Origin of the sequence: Dyadobacter koreensis, assembly GCF_900108855.1 — a bacterium.
GTDB classification, from domain to species: Bacteria; Bacteroidota; Bacteroidia; order Cytophagales; family Spirosomataceae; genus Dyadobacter; species Dyadobacter koreensis.
Genome location: NZ_FNXY01000003.1, coordinates 395364 through 418540, shown reverse-complemented (window position 1 = coordinate 418540; position 23177 = coordinate 395364). Strand labels below are relative to the sequence as shown.

The following is a 23177-nucleotide window of genomic DNA, read 5'->3' as shown; positions in this document are numbered from 1 at the left end:
AGGCTGGAATTTTTGTTAATAGCCAGTAGTTCGCCCAACTTCTTTACCGACAACAAATCCTGTCGTCCAGGCATTTTGAAAGTTAAATCCTCCTGTGATACCATCGACATCCAAAACTTCGCCGGCAAAAAATAATCCCGGCACTTTTTTACTTTCAAGTGTCTCCTGATTGATATCAGAAAGGGCGATTCCGCCGCATGTCACGAATTCTTCTTTGTATGTACTTTTACCTTTCACATCGAATTGACTATTTGTCAATAGTTCTGCCATCCGGTTCAAGACCTTGTTCGTCGCTTCTGACCAGCGCAAATTTTCACTGATTTCAGCTTTTTCTGTAAATGCTTTCCACAACCGTGATGGTAATCCAAATCGTGTATGCGAATTGATCTGCTGCTTGGGAGTGTTGACCTTCTCCGCGATCAGGAATTCTCTTACCTGCTGTTCATTTAAATCGGGCAACCAGTTGACCTTGAAAGTAAAATGGTAATCCAGTGCCGCAAGATCCCTTGCTCCCCAGGCTGATAATTTAAGTATTGCCGGCCCGCTAAAGCCCCAGTGTGTCAACATGACAGGCCCGCGCCACTCATGTTTTGTGCCAATAATTTTGACATAAGCATCTTGAACGGCAACACCCGACAAAGAGAGTAAGTATCCATCCGGTACATTAAAGGTAAAAAGTGACGGGAACGGTTCTATGATCGTATGCGCATGTTCACTTATCCAGGCAAATCCGCTCGTTTTGGGATTTCCTCCGGTGGCAATTACCAGTTTATCAGCAGAAATGGATTCATCTGAGTCAAGATGCAATGAAAATTTCGGTACGTTTTCCTGCTCAGTCCATGCGAATTTTTTCACGCCAATGCTGGTTTGGACGTCAATATTCAGATTTCTGGCAGCTCTTGACAGACTTTCTATAATCGTATTGGAAGAATCTGTAATAGGAAACATTCTGCCATCTGCTTCCGTTTTGAGTTTTACCCCTCGCTTTTCGAACCAATCCACCGTATCCTGCGCATCAAATTTTGTCAGCAGTTTTCGCAGAAATTTTTCGCCTCGGGGATAATTTTTTATAAAAAAACGCAAATCGGATGGTTTGTGTGTAACATTACAGCGTCCTCCTCCGGAAATCCGCACTTTGTTCAAGACTGTTTTATTTTTTTCCAGAATGGTAATCCGGGCATCCGGATATGTTTCTGCGGCAGTTATGGCAGCCATAAAGCCAGAAGCACCGCCGCCTATAATCACAATTTGCATATTAGTAATCGTTGAAAAGCCCACAAAAATGGATAGTAACTTTTATAAAACAGCGATTTCTTTTCCTATCTTTCAAAAGAGATACTTAATCTGTAAATTTTACACTTCATCACAAATGACCGGATTATGGAAAATATAATTGTAATAGGTTTGGGAAAAGTAGGCTCACTGGTCGCGACTTTGCTGAGCAAGCGGTTCAAGGTTACGGGAGTTGACAAAATTAAGCCTCCGGTGCCGATTGCTTTTTCATTTCAATCAGGTGATATTTCTCAAAATGAGTTTTTAGAAACTATTCTTTCCAATGCGGATGCTGTGGTTTCCTGCATGCCTTATAATCTAAATTTACGGATTGCACAGGTTGCTCACAAGAAGGGCATACACTATTTTGATCTCACAGAAGATGTTGGTACTACCGCTGCGATTCGTGAAATGGCAAAAGAAAGCAAGGGTATCATGGCCCCTCAATGCGGACTGGCACCTGGATTTATTGGAATTGTTGGCGCAGATCTTGCCAAACGTTTCACAAAAATCCGTGATATAGAGTTACGTGTTGGTGCCTTACCCCGGTATCCGAATGGTCTTATGGGCTATTCTTTCACATGGTCTCCGGCAGGTGTGGTCAATGAATACATTAACGATGCCGAAGTTATCCATAATGGAGTGAGAAAAATGGTGCCATCTCTGGAGGGGATCGAAATGATCAATATTGAAGGCCAGGAGTTTGAGGCTTTTAGCACTTCCGGGGGCCTGGGTACGATGTGTGAAACTTTTGAAGGTAAGCTTGACACGCTCAATTATAAAACCATCCGGTATCCGGGACATTGCGGTCTGATGCGGTTTTTGCTATATGAATTGATATTGAAAGAAAAACGGGAGCTGATTGAGCAGATTTTGACAGAAGCAAAACCGCCTGTACAACAGGATGTTGTTTATGTATATGCAGTTGTCGAGGGCTGGAAAGGAAATACGCTTGAAAGAGAGGAGTTTTATCGGGCCTATCATCCGATTGAAATTGACGGCCAGCATTGGCGTGCGATCTCCTGGACCACAGCGGCATCGATTGTGTCTGTTGTTGAAATGGTTGCAGATGGAACCCTGCCAGACAAAGGATTTATCAAACAGGAAGATATCGAACTGGACTTGTTTCTGGAAACAAGCAATGGAAAGTTGTTCTACTGACAAAATTATTAGCAGAGAATTATGAATAATATTAAACAGGTGCTCGATTCACTGGGTATCGATGCTGAAAATTCTGGAATTAGCACGGGCCGCAATTCCTGGCCTGGTTCGGGCGAGATGATTGAATCATATTCTCCGGTTGATGGCAGTATGATTGCTAAAGTCAGTTCAGCCGATAAATGTGACTACGACAAGGTTATTGAAGTCTCAAGGGAGGCGTTCAAAGTTTGGCGAATGGTGCCTGCTCCTAAACGGGGCGATATTGTTCGACAAATGGGAGATCAGCTTCGAAACAAGAAGCAGGCGCTCGGAATTTTGGTCAGTTATGAAATGGGTAAAAGCTTGCAGGAAGGTTTGGGAGAAGTGCAGGAAATGATTGATATATGCGATTTTGCTGTCGGATTATCCCGCCAGTTATATGGCCTGAGCATGCACAGTGAGCGGGTGCAGCACCGGATGTATGAACAATGGCATCCTTTGGGAATTGTCGGAATTATTTCAGCATTCAATTTTCCGGTTGCTGTCTGGTCTTGGAATGCGATGATTGCCTGGGTATGCGGTGATGTTAGTGTGTGGAAACCTTCGGAAAAAACACCGCTTACCGCAATTGCATGTCAGCATATCATAAGGACTGTTTTAATTGAAAATAATTTGCCCGAGGGGATTTCCTCCGTTGTGGCCGGAGGAAAGGAAGTGGGTCAATTTTTGGCAGAGGATAGCCGGATTGCTTTGTTATCTGCAACCGGCAGTACCAGGATGGGTAAAGCAGTAGGGGAGTCTGTTGCAAAACGTTTAGGTAAAAGCCTGCTTGAACTTGGCGGAAACAATGCGATCATTGTCTCAAATTCGGCAGACCTGAGTATTGCGATTCCGGGAATTGTCTTCGGTGCAGTTGGAACAGCAGGTCAGCGATGCACTTCAACACGTAGAGTAATTGTTCACGAGGAGATATATGAGGATCTGAAAAATGCACTTGTTAAAGCATATGGACAATTAAAAATCGGAAATCCTTTGGAAGATCATATTCATATGGGACCTCTTATTGATAAAATGGCTGTTGAAAATTACGAAACTGCTATTGGAAAAATTAGAAAAGAAGGTGGGAGATTTGTTGTTGCTCCCAAAGTCCTGTCCGGAGGAATTTATAATTCGGGTTGTTATGTAGCACCTTGCATCGCGGAGGTAGACAATAATTATGCGATCGTACAAACGGAGACTTTTGCACCTATCCTTTATCTGATAAAATATAAATATCTTGAAGAAGCGATTGAAATTCAAAATGCCGTTCCGCAGGGATTGTCTTCTTCCATTTTTACGTTAAATATTCGTGAGGCTGAAATGTTTTTGTCACAAACCGGATCGGACTGTGGAATTGCTAACGTCAATATCGGAACCTCTGGAGCAGAGATAGGAGGTGCCTTTGGAGGAGAAAAAGAAACCGGCGGTGGACGAGAGTCAGGTTCTGACGCATGGAAAAATTACATGAGAAGGCAAACATCTACGATAAATTATAGCTCTTCACTTCCTTTGGCTCAGGGAATAAAATTTGAGCTTGAATAATTATTATTTCTAACTTTGTAGTTAACTTAGCTGATATACGCACTTATTTAGGATAAGAAGTTTTTTATGAAATATAAATTGACATCACAGCAGATCGCTTCTAACGTTGGCGGAGAAATCGTTATTCTCAATCATAATAAAGGAGAATATTATGGTCTTGATGAAGTTGGCGCTTTAGTTTGGAACTCTTTGGAGGAAGAACCACAGACGTTGGATTCACTTTGCAGCGCTGTTTTAGAAGATTATGATATCGATAAACAGACATGTCTGGAAGATATTGAACTGTTACTTAAAGATCTTATTTCTGAAAAACTGGTTGAACTAACCGAATAATCCGGGTGAAAAGGATTACCAATTATTGGTCGAAATGGAGATTACTCTCAAAAAGTACAAAAATTAACTTTTTGTACGCCTCCGTTACGCTTGTGATCATCAAAACGGGATTGACCGTATTACCTTTTCACATCTTCCGCAAATTGTTTTACAGGATCAGCAGATCCGATAAAAAGGATAATTTGACAGCGGGCGAGATAAATGAGATTGTTTATGCCATCAATACTTCGGCGACTGTTTTACCTTTTGAATTACTTTGTTTGCCGCGGGCACTGGCTGCTAAATATTTGCTTAGAAACGTGCCTTCTTTGAGTCTGGAAATTGGAATCGAAGTTAATGCGAATAAAGACTTTGAGGCACATGCCTGGGTTGAAAAGAATGGAGATGTTATTATAGGCGACTGGTCCGAATCTGTTTTTTACCAACGTTTATGGGTTTGGGAATGAATTTTATTGATCACACACATGCCATTTTATAAAGCCTACGGATTAAATATCTCTTCTGAAATTGAGCTGCCGGAACTTAGTGTCGCAGAAAAAACTGCCAATATTGATCTTTTTATCTCTGTCGGGACTATTGATGTACCGAAATTAAGAAAAACACCTATTCATCGCAGAGGTATTCAGGCATATCAGGGTGTTGATGATGCAGGTAATCTTATTTTACACTGGGATCAGATCGCTGCCTTTAAAGCGGTAGAGGGAAATCAATTGGTAATTTCCCCCTTAACGCAGGATAGTAATCTGCTAAGCCTTTTTACTATCAGTGAAGCGCTGGCAATGATTTTGTTTCAAAGAGGATATTTTCTGCTGCACGCAAGTGCTGTAAAAGTGGGAAATGAGGCATGGTGCTTTATGGGTATTCCTGGTGCTGGCAAATCGACCACCGCAGCTGCGTTTGTGAAATCGGGTTGTTCTTTATTGAGTGATGATCTGACTGTGATACGATTCGATGAAGATGGAAAGGCTTTTATAATCCCGGGATATCCGCAATTGAAAATTTGGGATAACTCAGTTGACGGCCTCAACTATGACAGGGCTGCTTTACAGCCAGTGAGTGAAGGTGTGAATAAATTTTCATTCCGGCCGAAAGGTGAGTTTAGCCTCGATCCGGTTGCTCTTGGTAGTATTTTTGTTATAAATAAGGCAAAAAACCGCCCTGAACAACAAAAGCTCAGCGCTTCGGAAATACCCATTGAAACCTTAAAAAACTTTCCGTTACCTACGTCCTTTCTAAAGGGAAAATATTTGCAGGATCATTTTCGGCAAAGTTTTCTTTGCGCTAAATCAGCGGATATGTGGCGTAAGAGAAGGCCCAACGGATTTGAATTATTGGAAAAATGGGTAAACGGAAGTATCGCTTCAAAATCAGACATATTTTTGCATGCCTTATAATAAACTCTCTTCGCAGTTACACTTTTTAACGAGGGCTAGCCTTGGAGGAGAAGTTGAAAAACAGGTATACCCCGATTTTAAAGAAGATCTGGACTGGGATTCTATTTACGAACTTTCTCAGTGGCATCAGACCGGCGCTTTGGTGTACCAACATTTTGACGAGATTGGACAAAATACAGGAAATACTGGTTGTTTCGAAAAATTAAAGGAACAAAGCCTGAATCAGGCAGTGTTCAATATGGTCTTTCTAAAAAAGTCGATAGAAATTGCCAATGATCTCGCAGCTAATCATGTGAATTCTTTTTTAATGAAAGGTGCGCTTTGGGCATGGTTGCTATACGAAAGTCCGGGTCTGCGCGAATTTGGTGATATCGATTTCTTTCTTCAAAAAGAAAATATTAGCGAGGGACTCAAAATCCTGGCCCGCCATAATTTTGAACCAGACGTTTACAGAAAATATCTTTTGGAAACAGATAAGGTTGCAAGACTGTATTTTAAAACGGATTACCAGTTACCCCTGACCCCCATTGGCTCTCAGATGGTACAGTCTCTGGAAATTCAATGGAACACTTCCTATCCTAGGTATCACTATTCGTTTGACTGGAATGAGCTGACTGGTAAGATGATGTCCGTCAATGTTGCAAATACGGTTTTGAAAGTCCCGGCAGTGGAAAACCAGCTCCTGATGATGGTCATCCATCATGGCGGGATTGAGCAGTGGGACAAGTTGAAATATATGGCTGATTTTGTCCGTATTCTTCAGAGGTTTGGAAAGGAGATGGATTGGGCTTATATAGTTTCCAAAACGAAACAGAAAGGATTTCTTAAAATATTGCTTGAATCCCTGGGGATGGTGAAGATCCTGACAGGTGATAATTATCTAACATATTGCGGCCATGGCATTGATGACCGATACCCATCACCGGTGTTTTACAACAAAGTTATTTTTCACTGGGAAAATACAAGGGTCAAACCCGTCACAAAATCCTGGCGGATTTTTTACTTCAATATAATTTACAGGGATAGGCTACGTGACAAGCTTTCTATTTTGTTTAGCCACATAGCCTATCTTTTGGAATGGAGATTAATTATTCCTAAGGCCCGCTGGTATCGAAAGCAGCCTTAAATCAGCTTTATATTTATTGTTCCCGAGACTGAACTACCAGCTGGAAGTGTTGTCAGACCTTCACCATTATTGAAAGAATTAACATTTGCAGTCAAAGGCTCAATTCCCACGCAATCACGCGCAGGTGGAGTGTAAACGACCAGGTGATTAAATTTTCCTTCACCAGTCTCCTGCTCAATTTGAAGGGTGACATGTTGGTTTTCTGAGATCAGCTGCGTGACGGCTTTATCTCCATCAATATTTACAATAAATGCATTATCCAGCGCTTTTTTAAACAGCGGCATCGGGCCCTCTATCGGAAAAGGTGCAGTTTCAATCGGGCTCATCCGATTATCAAAAACGACAATGGTATCCGACGGGATGTTAATCTTCCAGGCATCAACCATTTCATTCCCTATCTGAAAATAAGGGTGCCAGCCAAACATAGTAGGGCAGGGTTCTGCCCCTATATTTTTAGCTTCGTATGTGAGCGAAAATATTCCGTCTGCGCTCAATTTATATTTTACTGTGAAGTCCACGGAAAATGGATAACCTTCTGGTTCTCTGATCTCATAAGATAATTTGATATAAGCATGATCGGCTGCCATAACCTGCTCAACTAATTGAAAGCGATTTTTCCGAACTAATCCATGAATTGCATTATCGCCGTTATTGAGCGCAAGCTGATAATGTTTGCCAAGAAATTTGTATTTACCATCGGGGATACGGCTTGCAAACGGAAAAAGGAGTTCGCTGGCACTTTGCGTATCTTCTGCAAGGGCGTTTGGCGTGGCAGGAGTTTTCAGAAGAGAGAAAAGTGTAACCCCTTTTCTTAGGGATAGCTGGCGAACAATTCCGCCGAGTTCCGGAACTACTACAAACCGATTTGAAGTCGCCGTTTCCTGTATGACATATTCTGTCAGTTCTCCGTATTGCTGTTTTTGTATTTCAAATGCCATAGGTATAAGTTTAGGTTTGACGTTGTAGCTAGTCGCAAAAGTACTCTAAAAATAAAAACCGGACAGTTTTACTGCCCGGTTTTATAAATAATTATCTGTTTTTCGAGAAATTAAACTGCCGAAGAGTCTTTATCTTCTGCAACCATTTCGCCTTTTTCTTTCTCAGTTTGCTTAACTGCTTCCTCATGGATTGCAGCTTCCTCATTGGAACGACGATTAATGTATGCCTGGTAGCTTGTTTCCTTTTCGTAAGGACGTTTGCCGATCAGTTTTTCCAAATCACTCTGAAACAAGATTTCTTTTTCCAGCAGTTCTTTCGCTAATATTTCCAAAGCATCGCGTTTCTCAATAAGCATATTTTTTACAAACTGGTATGCCTGATCGATCAGTTTGCGAACCTCTTCATCAATAGCCTGAGATGTTGACTCTGAATATGGCTTCGTGAAAGAATAATCACTTTGCTTTGAATCGTAGTAAGAAACATTTCCAATACGGTCATTCATACCATACATAGTAACCATGCTGTACGCAACTTTCGTCACACGTTCAAGGTCACTCAATGCACCCGTCGAAATCTTACCGAAAATTACATCTTCAGCAGCACGTCCCCCTAATGTCATACACATTTCGTCAAACAACTGCTCTGTACGATACAAATACTGTTCTCTTGGCAAATACTGTGCATAACCCAAAGCAGCAACACCACGAGGTACAATTGATACCTTAACCAATGGATCTGCATGTTCAAGGAACCAGCCTGCTACTGCGTGACCTGCTTCGTGATAAGCAACAATTTGTTTTTCCTCAGGAGATATCAATTTGTTTTTCTTTTCCAAACCACCGATTACACGATCCATCGCATCCTGGAAATCCTGCATCGTTACTTCCTCTCTGTCACGACGCGCTGCGATAAGGGCAGCCTCATTACAAACATTTGCAATTTCAGCACCTGCAAAACCAGGAGTTTGAGAAGATAATTTTTGAATATCAACGTCAACCGAAAGTTTCAAAGGTTTCAAGTGGACTTTAAAAATAGCCTCGCGACCAATAACGTCTGGCTTGTCAATTGAAATCTGTCTGTCGAAACGTCCCGGACGAAGCAAAGCCGGATCCAAAACATCCGGACGGTTGGTAGCCGCTACGATAATGATACCTGAATCGGTAGCAAAACCATCCATCTCAACAAGCAGCGAGTTCAGTGTATTTTCGCGTTCGTCATTTGAGCCTGGCATAGCGCCACGTCCACGTGAACGACCCACAGCGTCAATCTCATCGATAAAGATGATACAAGGTGCTTTCTCTTTTGCTTGTTTGAAAAGGTCACGGACACGAGCCGCACCAACTCCTACAAACATTTCGACGAAGTCAGAGCCTGAAAGTGAAAAGAAAGGAACACCTGCTTCACCAGCAACCGCTTTTGCAAGCAAAGTTTTACCGGTACCAGGAGGGCCTACAAGGAGCGCACCTTTTGGAATTTTGGCGCCCAGTTTCTTGAACTTGTCAGGAAATTGAAGATACTCTACAATTTCTTTGATCTCTTCTTTTGCTTCATCAAGGCCGGCAACATCGTTAAAAGTAATTTTAACTTTATTTTCTGCATCGAATAATGTAGCTCTCGAACGGCCGATATTAAATATCTGACCACCCGGCCCTACACCACCGGACATTCGGCCGAGTATGAAATACATCACCAGGATCATTATGATGAAAAAGCCCCATGTTCCCAGGAAACTTGTCCAATCGTTCCTCGTATCTACAACAAGCTCGATTTTGTCATCATCAGGCACACCTTCCTGAATTTTATCAAGATCCTTTTTGAAAGTCTCCGCCGAAGTTACCTGAAACTGGTAATGAGAAACCGGTTCTCCGCCGAAATAATTGCCACCATTTTCAGATGTAAGGACCTTATATTTGTCAAGCTTGAGCGCTTCTGGCTTCAATGTTACCTCTACTGACTTGTCATTTACTATCGTAACACGAGAAACTTCCTTGTCAGCCACCATTTTCTCAAAACGTTTTTGAGTCGTTTCGCGAATCGTCGATGTCCTGTTAAGGTAAGTTATCCCCAAGATAGTAGCAATCAAAGCAGCTATGATCCATCCCTGATATCCCTTTTGAGGACTTTTAGGATTTAGTGGACCTCTTTTGTTATCGTTTTCAGACATTCTTTATAATAATTAAGAGGAAATTTAATAAACAACATTTCGCATGCGATGAATGTTCATCTGCTACGATATTTACAGGACGGAATCTTCAAAGTGCGTTACAACCGCATCTCCCCAAAGCTCTTCCAAATCATAGTGTTTGCGACGTTCTTTATTAAAAATGTGAGCCACTACATCCACATAATCAATCAATATCCACTCTCCATTGGCTTTTCCTTCTTTCTGCCACGGGTCGGTTTTAGATATTTTGTAAACTTCGTCTTCCACCGAATTGGCCAAAGCATCTATTTGAGTATCGGAATTCCCCGAGCAAATTACAAAAAAATCTGTTATTGAATTTTTTACTTTCCTAAGATCAAGGATTGTGATATCCTCACCTTTCTTTTCTGACATCCCTTTAGCAATAAGCTCGGATAGATCTTTTGATGATAGTTCTTTATTTTTGCGTTGTTTCATGCGTAGTTGATTCCCATTTCTATAAACCCTAAAGTAAAGTAAAAAAATTGTACAAGTCTATATACGATACCTTAATTATAGGTAAAAAAGTTATTTATCTGCCAAGTTGTCATTCAACAAACGACATAGCGGCTGAATTAGTGCGTAGCGGATCTGGAATGGAGGGTGCGATTGTCATTACTGACGAACAAACAAAAGGTCGTGGACAAAGAGGGACAACCTGGGTATCGCCACCTCGGATGAACCTCACAATGTCGGTTATTCTGGCCCCTGTGTCAGTGCCAATACCGGATCAGTTTCTGATAAGTCAAGCTGTTGCATTGGGAATATCAGACTATCTGAGTACTTATTCGGATAAAGTTAAGATAAAGTGGCCAAATGATATTTATCTCGACAACAAAAAAATATGTGGCACGCTTATCGAAAACTCTATACAAGGTAACATAATTTCCAGTTCCGTTGCAGGTATGGGTATCAACATAAATCAGACAGACTTTGAAGGTTCCCGTGCAACTTCTTTGGCGAAAATGACTGGACGCGAGTTTGTTAAAGCTGAGGAATTTTCTAAACTTGTCCGTCACCTGGACACGTGGTATCTGAAACTGAAATCAGGAAACCATAACGAAGGGATCAGACGTGAGTATTTGAATCGGCTTTTAGGTTACAATCAGTTACGCCATTTTCGTTACAAGAATGAAATTGTCTCAGGAACGGTGACAGGCGTAACGGATTATGGAATGTTGTGTATCCGGTTTACAAATCAGATTGACATACAGGAAGTTGATCTGAAAGAAATCGAATGGATATGGGATTAATCTTCAATTTTTGGAATTCCCCATTTTCCTAATATTACCATGGCGACGCAGCAAATCAATAAACCAAGTGACTCACGGGCTTCTTCAATATTAATACTTCTCATTTGAGCTTCTCCGAAAAAGATCCCCTCAAATTGTGGCGGCCACTGAAATATGGCTGCGACAAGATAGCCCGCTGCAAGCACATAGAAAACCCAGGACGGCCATAGATTATTAACGCTCATATAACAGGCAAGGGCGGCAGCACTGTAAGTAAAAATCCAAACGGTTGAGTCGGGATCATTAAACTGAAAATATGCAAAAAGCATGAATAGCAGTCCAAATACGATCTTGAAGAATTTCATGTTTTTTCAGGATTAGTGGGTTGATGTTAAATATAAAGCTGATTTAAGTTTTTTATTACTATTTCAACCATATAATTTTCGTCATTTGCAAAACTGACTAAGCGCAGCTGTTGCATCCCCATAACCAAGATTTTCTGCCTGTTTAAGACTTGTGCAGCCAAGATCTTTTTCTCCCTCATTGTACTGAGAAAGTCCCAGTCCGTAAAAAGCCTTTCCATACTGAGAATCTAGTTTGATGGTCTGACGGAAAGCCAAGGTAGCCTTTTTAAAATCGTTAACCCGGTAGTAAGTATTTCCCAGATTGTACCAGGCTTGCTTGTTATCCTGATTTAGTTGGGTAGCTTTTTCAAAATCCAGAATCGCCGGCTCTGCCTTGTCCAGCAAAACATAAAGCTGACCTCTGTTCAGGAATACGTCGGAAGTATCCGGCGCGAGGCTGGCGGCGTGGTTGTAATCAGTAAGTGCAGAATCAAGATGATTATCGGCAGTATATAAAAGTGCGCGGTTGAAATACGGACGGTAAGAATTTGGTTGAAGCTTGATGGCCTGATTGAAATCCATCAGAGCGCTTGCGTACTCCTTCATCTCATAATAAGCGACACCACGGGTATTCAAAGCTTCGGCGTTGGAAGTATTTTTTTCAATGGCTTTGTTGAGGTATTCGATCGCTTCTTTGTTTTTGCCTTCGCGCATCAAATCTTTTCCTTTTTGTAAGAAAGCATCACTCGATTGGGAACAGGAATTAAGAAAAAGTAAAAAAAATAAAAAAAATATACGGCACATAATCACGCGTTTAGAGTTGTTTCGCACAAAAGTAAGACGAAAGATGAAACGAATGATTTCTTTTTGTCAAATAAATGTCTTTATCTTTGCACCGGCAAATCGGAACTACCAGCTCCTTCCGAATCCCCCAGGTCCTGACGGAAGCAAGGGTAGGTGGTTGATGCGGTGAGATTCTCGGTTTGCCTTTTTTTATGCCCTTTCCATTCCATTCCACATCTTTTTTTTGCTTTTAGTCAGGGTTTTCTACTTTTGTGGAACAATTAAACTATTCAATTCTTGATATGAAATTTTTTATTGATACTGCTAATCTGAAAGAAATTAAAGAAGCTCAGGCTTTAGGCGTACTTGATGGTGTTACTACGAATCCGTCGCTTATGGCAAAAGAAGGAATTACAGGTAAGGATAATATCATGAGACACTACAAAGCGATCTGTGATATTGTGGACGGAGATGTAAGTGCGGAAGTAATTTCGTTGGATCTGGAAGGAATGATCCGTGAAGGAGAAGAGTTGATCGAGATTGATGATAAAATTGTTGTAAAGATCCCTATGACAAAAGAAGGGGTTAAAGCTTTGAAATATTTTTCGCTTAAAGGCGTTCGTACAAACTGTACACTAATTTTTTCAGCGGGTCAGGCCTTATTGGCAGCGAAAGCAGGTGCAACATATGTTTCTCCTTTTGTAGGCCGTCTGGATGATATTTCTACGGATGGTATTGGTTTGATCGAACAAATTCTGACGATCTACCGTAATTATGGCTTCGAGACACAGGTTCTCGCTGCCTCGGTTCGTCACCCGATGCACATTATCCAGTGCGCGGAAGTTGGTGCCGACGTGATGACAGGACCTTTGAGTGCGATGGAAGCGTTGTTGAAACATCCGCTTACCGATATCGGCCTTGAAAAATTCCTCGCTGATTACAACAAAGGAAACGCTTAATAAGAAATAGAACCATATGAGAGGTTAGATGTTTAGGGAAACTAAATGTCTAACCTCTTTTCTCAAAATCTGATTATTTCATTTATGACTGAATCAACAGAGCCTATTGTAAGATTGGAACGGGCAGATATCTATCAGGGTGACCGGCCTGTTTTAAATGATGTCCATTTTGAGATAAAAAATGGTGAGTTTGTTTACCTGATCGGCCGTACCGGCAGTGGAAAAAGTTCTCTGATGAAAACGCTTTACGGAGATCTGTGGCTGCATACAGGATCTGCAAAAGTGGTAGGTTATGAACTGCATAATATAAAAAGGGCCGATATCCCTTTTTTACGCCGCAGGATCGGAATCGTTTTTCAGGATTTTCAGTTATTGTCAGATCGTTCGGTAGAAGATAATTTGTCTTTTGTTTTAAGAGCGACAGGCTGGGATCAGCAATCAAAAATATCCAAACGGATTGCTGAAGTATTGATGCAGGTTGGACTGGGAACTTCTCAAAAAAGAATGCCGCATCAGCTTTCCGGCGGTGAGCAGCAGCGTGTAGTAATTGCCCGCGCTATGCTAAATGAGCCGAGAATTCTGATTGCAGATGAGCCTACGGGAAATCTTGACCCGGAAGTGGGAGACCAGATCATGCAGGTTTTCAGAACTATTAATAATGCAGGGACAGCAATTTTAATGGCAACTCACAATTATGAATTCCTTAAAAAATTCCCAGCCCGTACGATCAAGTGTGAAAACGGAACGGTTTCAGAAGGATAAGAACAATATTGAAACAATATAAAAAAACAGGTTGAAGAATAATTCTCCAACCTGTTTTTTTATAGGACAATTCTAAAAACTATTTCGCCGTCAGATCAATGAACGGGATAATAACTTCTTCTAATGAAACTCCTCCGTGCTGAAAAGTATCACGATATAAGTTCACATATTGATTGTAATTATTTGGGTAAGCAAAGAAGTAATCCTCTTTGGTAAATACATAAGAAGTCGAAACGTGTGGTTTTGGCAGGAAAATACGTTCCGGTTTACGGCATACCATCAGGTGGTTATCGTCAAATCCCAGATTTTTCCCGTGTTTGTAACGTAAGTTCGTATTTGTTTCACGATATCCGATAATTTTAACAGGTTTCTGAACCCTGATCATTCCATGGTCAGTAGTTAAGATTAACCTGCATTTTTTCTCAGCCACTTTTCTGATAAAATCTAAAAGAGGAGAGTGCATTAACCAGGATTTGGTGATCGAGCGGTATGCTGATTCGTCAGGTGCCAATTCCTTGATCATCTGAACATCCGTGCGCGCGTGAGAAAGCATATCGACGAAATTGTAAACTATTACATTCAGCTGATTATTCAACAAGTTGTTAAAATTATCAATCAACGATTTTCCCTGATTTGTATTCAGGATCTTGTTATATGAAGATTTGATATTCAAGTGATTTGTCTCCAGTTGCTTTTGAAGAAAATCAAACTCATGGTTATTTAAACCTTCCTCTCCATCCGGCGTGTTTTCATCGCTGACCCACCATTGCGGATGCTTACGCTCCATCTCACTTGGCATCATACCAGAGAAAATAGCGTTACGTGCATATCCCGTAGTAGTTGGCAAAATTGAATAATAAGAAGTTTCTTCTTCTACATTGAAATATTCCTGGATGATCGGCTGAATAACTTTCCACTGGTCATAACGGAAATTATCTATCAGTAAAAAGAAAACAGGCTCAGTTGATTGTTTCAGATAAGGGAATACTTTCTGTTTCATCAATTGATGTGACAGAATCGGGCGATCCGCTTTTGGATCGTTAAGCCAGCCTTCATATTCCTGTTCTATAAATTTGCAAAAGTTAGCATTTGCATCACTTTTCTGCATACTGAACACTTCTGACATACCCTGGTCGTCAGAATTTTCAAGCTCTAACTCCCAATAAATAAGTTTTTTATATATATCAGCCCACTCCTCATGTCCGATTCGATCCTGATATTGCATCGCAAGATTTCTGAACTCCTGCTGATAGCTTAACGTTGTTTTTTCAGTAACTAGCCGTTTGTTATCCAGGATTTTTTTTACCGAAAGTAAAATTTGGTTTGGATTCAGTGGCTTGATCAGATAATCATCGATTTTAGAACCGATGGCATCTTCCATGATATGCTCTTCCTCACTTTTGGTGATCATCACAACCGGAAGCATTGGCTGCATTTGTTTTATTTGTGCGAGGGTTTCGAGACCGGTCATACCCGGCATCATTTCATCTAAGAAAACAATATCAAACCGGTCATTTTCAATGCGGTCAAGGGCATCTGCTCCACTGTTAACAGGTGTAACATTATACCCCTTATTGGTCAAAAACATGATATGTGGTTTAAGAAGATCTATTTCATCATCAGCCCAAAGGATGTTATATTGCATAGGTTAGTTTTTCAATTAGTAATGGTTAAAACAAAGAAAATTAACGTGCCAAAGTATGATCTGGTATCAAAAAAACAGGCTTTTAACATAAATTAAGACTAAAAAGGCAATTCTCATTGAACCTTGTATTTAAGAATTTGCTATTTTCTGTCGGCCTGAATCAGGACAAAAATCTGCGTGTCACGCGTTCAAGATCGTCGGGTGTATCCACACCATGCGAATCGTCGGAGGTAACTACCGCCTTAATGGAATATCCGTTTTCAAGCCACCGGAGCTGCTCCAGCGCTTCTGCTTTTTCAAGCGAGGAAACTTCCAGTTTTGTTATTTCTGCGAGTACATCTACGCGATAAGCATAGATACCAATATGTTTGTAATAGGTGTGTTTCTCAAGCCAGTTTCCCGTTTCGACGCCACGTAAATAGGGGATCGTCTGCCTGCTGAAATATAAAACTTCCCGTCGCTTATTCAACACAGCTTTGGGAACATTGACATTGAAAAGAATATCTTCTGAGTCGATAATCTTTACGAGTGTCGCCAGTTCGATTGAACCGTCAAGTTCTTCTGCCAGGTTATTTATAGGTTCCGGACTGATAAAAGGTTCATCGCCCTGAATATTAATAACATAGTCAAATTTCCCTTCCGTTTTTGTCAAAGCCTCATAACATCTGTCTGTCCCGCTTTGATGCACCGAAGATGTCATAATAGCTTTCCCTCCAAAACTTTCGACGTGATCATAAATTCTTTCGTCGTCAGTTGCTACGATAACCTGATTGAGTTGTGTAGCTTTGGAAGATTGTTCATATACACGCTGAATCATTGATTTGCCCCCGATGTCGACCAACGCTTTGGCAGGAAAACGGGTTGATGCATAGCGCGCTGGTATTATACCTAGTATTTGCACGTGTTTATAGTTTGAATGATATTATTTCAAATTTTGTTTCAAAATAAAGCTAAAAATTTGCAAAAAGTTTTTTCACATACGTTTTCACAAAATATCTGGCGGATACTTCCTCACCCTGATCCGGATATCAACGAATGGGCTATCGAATTGCGGGAAAGTTCGGAAAAGAAAGTGTCATTTGCGATAATAGACTTGTCAATTCCCAAATTACGCTGGCAAGTTACGCCAGAAGGCGCAGATTGGTGGACTTCGCTTACAGCAATTTCAAACCAGCAACTGTTTTTGCACAACTACCGGTTTCCGGATATACCGCAGCCAACCGATCTGTTAGCTGTTTCTTCGAAGGATGGAAATTTGTTATGGGCGCTGCCTAACTACGTATTAGTGCGGACGTTAGAGGGACAGGAGGTTGAGGTCGCGACACAGCGAGGGGATAAGTTTCAGTACGCGATTTGTGATGCTGACACAGCTCGTTTATCGCAACCTTCGGATGAGATGAAACAAGTTTCATCTGAAATAATTTTAAAACAACCTGTTCGTTACAAGGAAAAGAATATTTATTTCGACAGGCTGATGTCTTTTTTATCGGAAACTGTGGGTATTTCCAAACCCATTTGTATCGATTATTTGGATGAAAGACCCTATATGATGTTTTCTTATTATATTTACGAGCAGGAAAAGATAGCACAATATCTTCTTATCGTGACAGATAAAAAGGACATCGTATTTCATGAGCAACTTTCTGAGGGGCGTGATGGTGTAGGCCAGTCGACCATGTTGCTGAAAAATGGTGTTTTGGTATATCTTAAAAATAATAATGAATTTTCGAGTTTAACATTTTCTGACTGAATGAAATACATAGTATACCTAGCCATTTTGGCAGGTTTTTTAACAGGAGCGGTGAATGCCCGTGCGAATGGTGTTAGTGCAGTGGATTCAATAGGGTTTGAAAAAGTGGGAGGTAAGATTTTTGTTTTACATAAGGTCAATCAAGGTCAGACAATGTTTGCTGTCGTAAGACAGTATGGTACAACCATTCAGGCACTTCGTGACGCAAATCCGGGGATCAGTGACGCAGTTCAATCGGGGCAAACGTTGCGTGTGCCTTATTCGCCACGTGTGAGCAAGAAAGAAGCTAAAAAGGAGGAACCGAAAAAAGAGGAGGCGAAATCTGTCGTGAAGGATTCAAAGCCATTGCCACCACCTCCGGCGACAACAACTACGCCGACTGCGGATACCAAAATTTCCGTAGCTCCCAATGGAATCCACAAAGTTGAGGCTGGACAAACTCTTTACCGTGTCGCTGTAAAATATGGTGTATTGATGGCTGATATCCGTAAATGGAATAATCTTAAAGACGACAATTTAACAGAAGGGCAGGAATTGATAGTCAGCGAAAAAGGTGCTGAAAAAGCAAAACCTGTGGTAGTCGCGGAGCCAAAAAAAGTAGTGACTAATGTTGTGAAAGATTCAGTTCGTGCGAAAGCGGCTGTTCCTGAAAAGGTTATGAAGCCGGTTGAAGAAGTGGCACCTCCAAAGGTTGTGACGGGTAAGCGTAAATCTGAATCGGGTTTGGCAGAGGTGATTGAAACAGACGAAAGTACCAGCAAGTTTCTCGCATTGCACCGCAACGCTCCAATTGGTGCTTTGGTGGAAGTTTTGAATGAATACAATCAGGAAAAAATTATAGTACGCGTCATCGGCAGAATTCCGGAAACCAGCGTCAATGATGATATCATTATAAAATTATCTTCACGCGCTTTCGAAAAAGTTTCACCGAACAGCAAGCGTTTCAGAGCAGTAATTAGTTATCTGGAAAGTAATTAAAAAGAAAGGAAATTTAAATGGGATAGGATTGGTTTAATAATCACACATCTCTCATCACAAATTAAAATTCTGAAAAATACACGTAATGAAGCATTCACCCGAGTTCAGATCAAAAAGAGAAGAGGAAAGAGCAGCGTTGAAAAAAACAACCGGATATAAACTTTGGAGCGTATTATTTACGCTTATGTATCCGTTCATTGCGGTTTTTACATTTGTTTTTTCTTGTATCGTTATGTTCTTTTCCGGGATTTCGAAAGCTTTGGCTTACGTGTTAGGAAAAAGTCATGCTGAACATTGAAGTTGAGTTAACGCCTATATCACAATCCATTGCCGATTTACTGGAATTAAAAGCGGAGGAATATAATCAGCCGGGTTTTATTTCACACGATCCAATAAGTATACCGCACCGTTTTTCAAAAAAACAAGATATAGAAATTATGGGTTTCTGGGCGGCTGTGCTGGCCTGGGGGCAGCGGAAGACGATTATCAGCAAATGCCTCGAATTATCCCAGTTGATGGATAACGCTCCTTATGACTTTGTAAAAAATCATCAGGACAGCGATCTTGAAAAATTTCTTAGCTTTAAACATCGTACATTCAATGCAACGGATACGTTGTATTTTCTACATTTTTTTCAAAATTTTTACAAACAACATGACTCGCTGGAATATGCTTTTAGCAGTCACATGTCAGAATCTGATATCACGATTGAAAATGGATTGATTGGTTTTTATGACCTTTTCAGCGATTCCGAAAATTTCCCAGCAAGGACAAGAAAGCATATCGCAACGCCAGTCAGGAAATCGTCGTGCAAGCGGTTAAATATGTTTTTGAGATGGATGGTGAGAAAAGATAACAAGGGTGTTGATTTTGGTATTTGGGATACAATAAAATCTTCGCAATTAGTTTGTCCCTGTGATGTTCATGTGGACAGGATCGCCAGAAAATTAGGATTGATTCAAAGACCGGTAACCGATTGGCGAACGGCTACTGAACTCACGGCTTCTCTAAGGATGTTAAATCCGGGCGACCCGGTTTTATACGATTTCGCATTGTTTGGTCTGGGAATTGAAGGATTCGCGAAGGAAGAGTTTCTGATCTAAGAAATTTAGATTTGAAAGCATAAGAGACTATATTATCTCCTATCATATCTGTCGACAAGCATGTGTAGTGATAAAAAAATCCCTGTCAGTTTCGCTGACAGGGATTTTTTACTGAAATCTTAAAAACTACATTGCGCTTTCCTTAAATTCAATTGAATCAATGGCAAAAAGCGGCTTTCCGTTTGCTTGTGGGTTTTTATATACAAAAACAACTTTGTGTTTCTTGTTATCTGCCGGAGCCGTAGTTGTCAGATTAAGTGTACCGGAAGTTTCAACCTTTGCTTCTCCGATCTTCAATCCCGAAGGAGAGTCTAGTCGTGCTTCCAAAGTTCCGCCCGCCGTTTGTTCAGTACTAATTACAGCTACTGACAAAGCAGAAATTCCAGACAAATCGATATCGTCAAATGTAATAAAACTGCCGTTTGCAGATCCTAAAACTACTTCCGGACCGGCAGGTGTTTTGAATTTTACAAAGCCCTTACCTTCATCTAATGTATTAGCCTGAATTTTTGCAGGACGCAATGCCACTGTTTTCGATCCTGTCAACGGTCCCATGGTACCATTTCCTTTGTCCGTATAAGTGGCTGTGAAGATATACGAGCCATCCTTTTTCTTAGCTTCTGTCACATAAGAACTTTTCAAAGGTTTTTTCTCGACAACCTGTTTTTTGGAGAGCGACAAAATGTATTTAACCATTTCCTCAACTTCTTCTGGCTTATGCTGCGGATGGGCTGCCATCGCCTGCTCACCCCAGACTCCACCACCACCTTTGATGACTTTGTCGGTCAGCGTCTTCAAAGAATTTCTTTCTTTTTCATACCTTCTGGCAACCTCGATATAAGCAGGACCTATGGATTTTTTGTCAACCGAATGGCAGGCTTTGCAATCGCTTAGTTCAATCAGACGTCTTCCGGTATCAAATCCAGTATTTGCCTGATGTCCCTGCGCAAGAACAGTTTTGTCGTAACCTTCCAGATAATTGATTGTCAGCGTTACTTCTTCTTCGGGAATTGACTTTTTCACCAGACTTCCGTCTTCTTTGTCCATAACGGCAACTTCATAATTAACTGGCTTGTCATTCCAGTAAAAGGTTTTATTTCCCTTGATCGCCACATCAACCTGAGGAATGGCATTACCAGCTTTTATCGTTACTTCCGAAGTGTTGCTGTTTCCCGCGCTGTCTGTAACTTTTAATAGTGCAGTGTACTCACCGGCTTTTGTGTAGGTGAAGGTAGGATTTGCTAATGTGCTTTTTCCTAATCCTTTGCCAAATGACCATTCATATTTGATCGGATCTCCATCGTAGTCGATAGATCCTTTTGATGAAAATGCAACTTTTAACGGAACTGCACCGGTAGTGTTTGTTGCTTTTGCAGCCGCTACCGGAACGCGATTTCCAGCGTTGTAGGTAATATGTGATAGACTTGCTTCATCGTTTTGCGCAAACCAGTTAGGACCATATTCCAGTGTATATAATGAACCATCATTTGCAAACTGCATATCAATCGGGTGACTGAATTTCCCCTTTGGCATAAAACGCTCAATATTTACCAGGTTACCTTCTTTGTCCATGGTCACTACGTTAATGTAATCACGGATCCAGTCGTATGCAAAGAACTTTCCATTGTAGTAGTTCGGGAATTTACTTTTGCTGTCCTGGTAGTCGTTGGAATAAAAAACTGGCCCTGCCATGGCATTACGTCCACCTTTTCCTACGATAGGGCCGAAGTCAGGTGAGTCTGCATATGGATAATAAATAAAAGCGGGTTGTGCCGGAGGTAACTTTTTGATACCAGTATTATGCGGAGAATCATTAATTGGCGCCGCAGGATCGAAAGGTTTGCCGGAAGTGCTGTCTGCAAAATTGAACTCGATGTATGGCTTGTTATCTGCTATAAATAGAGGATAACCAAAATAACCTGCTTTTCTTGCCTGGTTTACTTCATCATATCCGCGAGGTCCGCGTTTCGGATTATCGTTTGAAGCATCTGGTCCAACATCACCCCAGTATACATAGCCCGTGTGCTGATCGACTGAAATACGATAAGGATTCCGCGTTCCCATCACATAAATTTCAGGTCGGGTTCGACGGTCGTCATCGTTTTCTGTTCCAACCGGGAAAAGATTTCCTTCTGGTATGTCATAAAGATTTGTTCCGCCTGGCATATTCGCACGACGATCGCCATACCGAGGTTTGATACGGAGAATTTTTCCTCTCAAAGAATTGGTATTGGAAGAAGAATGACGACCATCCCAGCCTTCACGCCCCGGCCGCCCATCAATAGGGCCGTATCCGTCAGACTGGAAAGGATTCACGTCGTCGCCTGTCGATAAATAAAGATTGCCTTTTGCATCCCAGGCGATTGAACCTCCGGTGTGACAGCAATCTGTCCTCTTTACAGGTACCCGTAACAAATTTTCTTCGGTCGACAAAAGTAACGTGTCCTTAATGTCGTCATACTTGAAACGAGACAAATGTTGTGCGGTATCTGCTTCACTTGAAGGTGGAGAATAATATAGATAAACTAATTTATTGGTCTTGAAATTCGGGTCAATATTCAAACCCATCAGGCCGTATTCCTGTTTGATATAAACTGGAATTTCAGCGGCAATTTTCATCTTTCCAGTTTTAGGATTGTAAAGCTTTAGCTTTCCTTTTCTTTCCGCAACCAACACACGCTGATCATCCAGAACAACTAATTCCGTAGGTTCATCCAGTTTGCTAACCAACACTTTTTTCGTAAAACGGTTTTCCTCAGGACGTGCTTTCGAATAGTCAAGGGAAGTAGCCATGACATAATTTAAGCCTCCTGTCAGGTGTTTTAAAAATACAGGATTTACAAAAGTCGCGTCTTCGTGACCGAAATTGGTATAAAATGCTTTTCCCCCATCATATTCATGGAACCATGACATCGGGTGTTTGTCACCCATTTTACCATCTTTATATGACTTCTCGTCAATGTTTACAAGAACGGTAACCTGGGGATTGAAGGTTTTGAAATCATAAAATTCGTCCTTGATTTTCCAGCGATCCGGAAAACCTTCCATAGAAGGATGATTTTTATTGACTACATAAGCTTCGCCTTCCTGTACATTCGGATTTCCCGGGTGGCTTGCAAAATAAGCACCGGCGAGTTTGTTGTACCATTGCCAGTCGTATTCTGTATCTGTCGCTGCGTGAATTCCGAGATACCCCCCGCCTGCCTGAATGTAATGTTCAAAGGCTTCCTGCTGATCGTCATTGAGAATATTTCCGGTTGTATTCAGAAATAGTACAGCACTGTATTTTCTAAGATTTTTTTCGGTAAAGACGGAAGAATTTTCCGTAGTATCGACACTGAAACCGTTTTCTTTTCCCAGTTTAATAAGGGCTGTCTGCCCCGCCGGAATGGACGCATGTCGAAAACCAGCCGTTTTGGAAAAAACCAGGATTCGTTTTTCGGGCGTAACTTTTTGAGCAATGGTGGCAACTGAAACGCACCATGCCAGGCAAAGCGCGCTCAGGTATTTCATAATTTTTGAAAAAGAAGGATACTTCATTATTGGTTGTTTGGGTTTCAGTATTAGATCAGAAATTTGATTGTAAACTGGTCATCTTACTTTTATTACTATGTTTTCCCGAAAGGGTACAAGTTATTGTATAAAAAAACCTAT

The 23177-nt window shown here is 41.1% G+C and carries 22 protein-coding genes; 13 read left to right on the top strand and 9 right to left on the bottom strand.

Annotated elements, in window-relative coordinates; genetic code table 11:
* Window positions 1-15 precede the first annotated feature (15 nt).
* Complete coding sequence (locus tag BMY70_RS10495) at window positions 16-1254, bottom strand: BaiN/RdsA family NAD(P)/FAD-dependent oxidoreductase (protein WP_177196998.1); 1239 nt, start codon at window positions 1252-1254, stop codon at window positions 16-18.
* Between the two features lie 126 nt (window positions 1255-1380).
* Here BMY70_RS10495 and BMY70_RS10490 point away from each other — a divergent pair, with 126 nt between their 5' ends.
* From BMY70_RS10490 to BMY70_RS10465, 6 genes are all read left to right on the top strand, one after another.
* Window positions 1381-2433 carry a saccharopine dehydrogenase C-terminal domain-containing protein gene (locus BMY70_RS10490; protein WP_090335131.1) on the top strand — a complete coding sequence of 351 codons (1053 nt, stop codon included), beginning with the start codon at window positions 1381-1383 and terminating at the stop codon, window positions 2431-2433.
* Window positions 2434-2454: 21 nt separating this feature from the next.
* Window positions 2455-3993 carry an L-piperidine-6-carboxylate dehydrogenase gene (gene amaB / locus BMY70_RS10485; RefSeq protein ID WP_090335130.1) on the top strand — a complete coding sequence of 513 codons (1539 nt, stop codon included), beginning with the start codon at window positions 2455-2457 and terminating at the stop codon, window positions 3991-3993.
* A 66-nt stretch (window positions 3994-4059) separates the two neighbouring features.
* Complete coding sequence (locus tag BMY70_RS10480) at window positions 4060-4326, top strand: PqqD family protein (RefSeq protein WP_090335129.1); 267 nt, start codon at window positions 4060-4062, stop codon at window positions 4324-4326.
* A 5-nt stretch (window positions 4327-4331) separates the two neighbouring features.
* Window positions 4332-4772, top strand: coding sequence for a lasso peptide biosynthesis B2 protein (locus BMY70_RS10475; RefSeq protein WP_090335128.1), 441 nt, complete (start codon window positions 4332-4334; stop codon window positions 4770-4772).
* An 18-nt stretch (window positions 4773-4790) separates the two neighbouring features.
* Window positions 4791-5720, top strand: coding sequence for a serine kinase (locus BMY70_RS10470; protein ID WP_090335127.1), 930 nt, complete (start codon window positions 4791-4793; stop codon window positions 5718-5720).
* Window positions 5710-6846 (top strand): nucleotidyltransferase family protein, encoded by a 1137-nt coding sequence (locus tag BMY70_RS10465; protein ID WP_090335126.1) that lies wholly within the window; start codon window positions 5710-5712, stop codon window positions 6844-6846. Before BMY70_RS10470 ends, BMY70_RS10465 begins: the two co-directional genes overlap by 11 nt.
* On the opposite strand, the gene BMY70_RS10460 is transcribed toward BMY70_RS10465, so the two are convergent.
* The 3 genes from BMY70_RS10460 to rsfS all read right to left on the bottom strand — a co-directional run bounded on the left by BMY70_RS10460 (window position 6843) and on the right by rsfS (window position 10405).
* A complete protein-coding gene (locus BMY70_RS10460) occupies window positions 6843-7784 on the bottom strand; it encodes an aldose 1-epimerase (protein WP_090335125.1) in 942 nt (313 codons plus the stop codon). The genes BMY70_RS10465 and BMY70_RS10460 overlap by 4 nt on opposite strands.
* A gap of 110 nt (window positions 7785-7894) precedes the next feature.
* The gene (gene ftsH / locus BMY70_RS10455; protein ID WP_090335124.1) at window positions 7895-9949 is read right to left on the bottom strand and encodes an ATP-dependent zinc metalloprotease FtsH; all 2055 of its coding nucleotides are present in this window, start codon (window positions 9947-9949) and stop codon (window positions 7895-7897) included.
* A 72-nt stretch (window positions 9950-10021) separates the two neighbouring features.
* Entirely contained in the window at window positions 10022-10405 is a 384-nt protein-coding gene (gene rsfS / locus BMY70_RS10450; protein WP_090335123.1) for a ribosome silencing factor, read from the bottom strand.
* 47 nt (window positions 10406-10452) lie between these two features.
* Here rsfS and BMY70_RS10445 point away from each other — a divergent pair, with 47 nt between their 5' ends.
* Entirely contained in the window at window positions 10453-11220 is a 768-nt protein-coding gene (locus BMY70_RS10445; RefSeq protein ID WP_090335122.1) for a biotin--[acetyl-CoA-carboxylase] ligase, read from the top strand.
* Here BMY70_RS10445 and BMY70_RS10440 read toward each other — a convergent pair.
* Window positions 11217-11564 (bottom strand): transmembrane 220 family protein, encoded by a 348-nt coding sequence (locus BMY70_RS10440; protein ID WP_090335121.1) that lies wholly within the window; start codon window positions 11562-11564, stop codon window positions 11217-11219. The genes BMY70_RS10445 and BMY70_RS10440 overlap by 4 nt on opposite strands.
* Window positions 11565-11645: 81 nt before the next feature.
* Window positions 11646-12347: a tetratricopeptide repeat protein gene (locus BMY70_RS10435; protein WP_090335120.1), complete on the bottom strand. Its 702-nt coding sequence runs from the start codon at window positions 12345-12347 to the stop codon at window positions 11646-11648.
* 281 nt (window positions 12348-12628) lie between these two features.
* On the opposite strand from BMY70_RS10435, the gene fsa reads away from it, so the two are divergent.
* Both fsa and BMY70_RS10425 read left to right on the top strand, forming a co-directional pair.
* The gene (gene fsa, locus BMY70_RS10430; RefSeq protein ID WP_090335119.1) at window positions 12629-13285 is read left to right on the top strand and encodes a fructose-6-phosphate aldolase; all 657 of its coding nucleotides are present in this window, start codon (window positions 12629-12631) and stop codon (window positions 13283-13285) included.
* Between the two features lie 84 nt (window positions 13286-13369).
* Window positions 13370-14047 carry a cell division ATP-binding protein FtsE gene (locus BMY70_RS10425; protein ID WP_090335118.1) on the top strand — a complete coding sequence of 226 codons (678 nt, stop codon included), beginning with the start codon at window positions 13370-13372 and terminating at the stop codon, window positions 14045-14047.
* Window positions 14048-14126: 79 nt separating this feature from the next.
* Here BMY70_RS10425 and porX read toward each other — a convergent pair whose 3' ends face one another.
* Together porX and kdsB are read right to left on the bottom strand one after the other, a co-directional pair.
* The gene (gene porX / locus BMY70_RS10420; protein WP_090335117.1) at window positions 14127-15692 is read right to left on the bottom strand and encodes a T9SS response regulator signal transducer PorX; all 1566 of its coding nucleotides are present in this window, start codon (window positions 15690-15692) and stop codon (window positions 14127-14129) included.
* 160 nt (window positions 15693-15852) lie between these two features.
* Window positions 15853-16593 carry a 3-deoxy-manno-octulosonate cytidylyltransferase gene (gene kdsB, locus BMY70_RS10415; RefSeq protein WP_090335116.1) on the bottom strand — a complete coding sequence of 247 codons (741 nt, stop codon included), beginning with the start codon at window positions 16591-16593 and terminating at the stop codon, window positions 15853-15855.
* A 57-nt stretch (window positions 16594-16650) separates the two neighbouring features.
* Here kdsB and BMY70_RS10410 point away from each other — a divergent pair, with 57 nt between their 5' ends.
* The 4 genes from BMY70_RS10410 (at window position 16651) to BMY70_RS10395 (ending at window position 19523) form a co-directional block, all read left to right on the top strand.
* Window positions 16651-17442 carry a DUF4905 domain-containing protein gene (locus tag BMY70_RS10410; RefSeq protein WP_177196997.1) on the top strand — a complete coding sequence of 264 codons (792 nt, stop codon included), beginning with the start codon at window positions 16651-16653 and terminating at the stop codon, window positions 17440-17442.
* The gene (locus BMY70_RS10405) at window positions 17443-18420 is read left to right on the top strand and encodes a septal ring lytic transglycosylase RlpA family protein (RefSeq protein ID WP_090335114.1); all 978 of its coding nucleotides are present in this window, start codon (window positions 17443-17445) and stop codon (window positions 18418-18420) included.
* Window positions 18421-18505: 85 nt separating this feature from the next.
* Complete coding sequence (locus BMY70_RS10400) at window positions 18506-18718, top strand: hypothetical protein (protein WP_090335113.1); 213 nt, start codon at window positions 18506-18508, stop codon at window positions 18716-18718.
* Entirely contained in the window at window positions 18705-19523 is an 819-nt protein-coding gene (locus BMY70_RS10395; protein ID WP_090335112.1) for a TIGR02757 family protein, read from the top strand. Before BMY70_RS10400 ends, BMY70_RS10395 begins: the two co-directional genes overlap by 14 nt.
* A 126-nt stretch (window positions 19524-19649) precedes the next feature.
* Here the strand turns inward: BMY70_RS10395 and BMY70_RS10390 are convergent, their stop codons facing one another.
* Window positions 19650-23063, bottom strand: a complete 3414-nt coding sequence (locus BMY70_RS10390; protein WP_090335111.1) for a ThuA domain-containing protein — start codon at window positions 23061-23063, stop codon at window positions 19650-19652.
* Window positions 23064-23177: the final 114 nt, after the last annotated feature.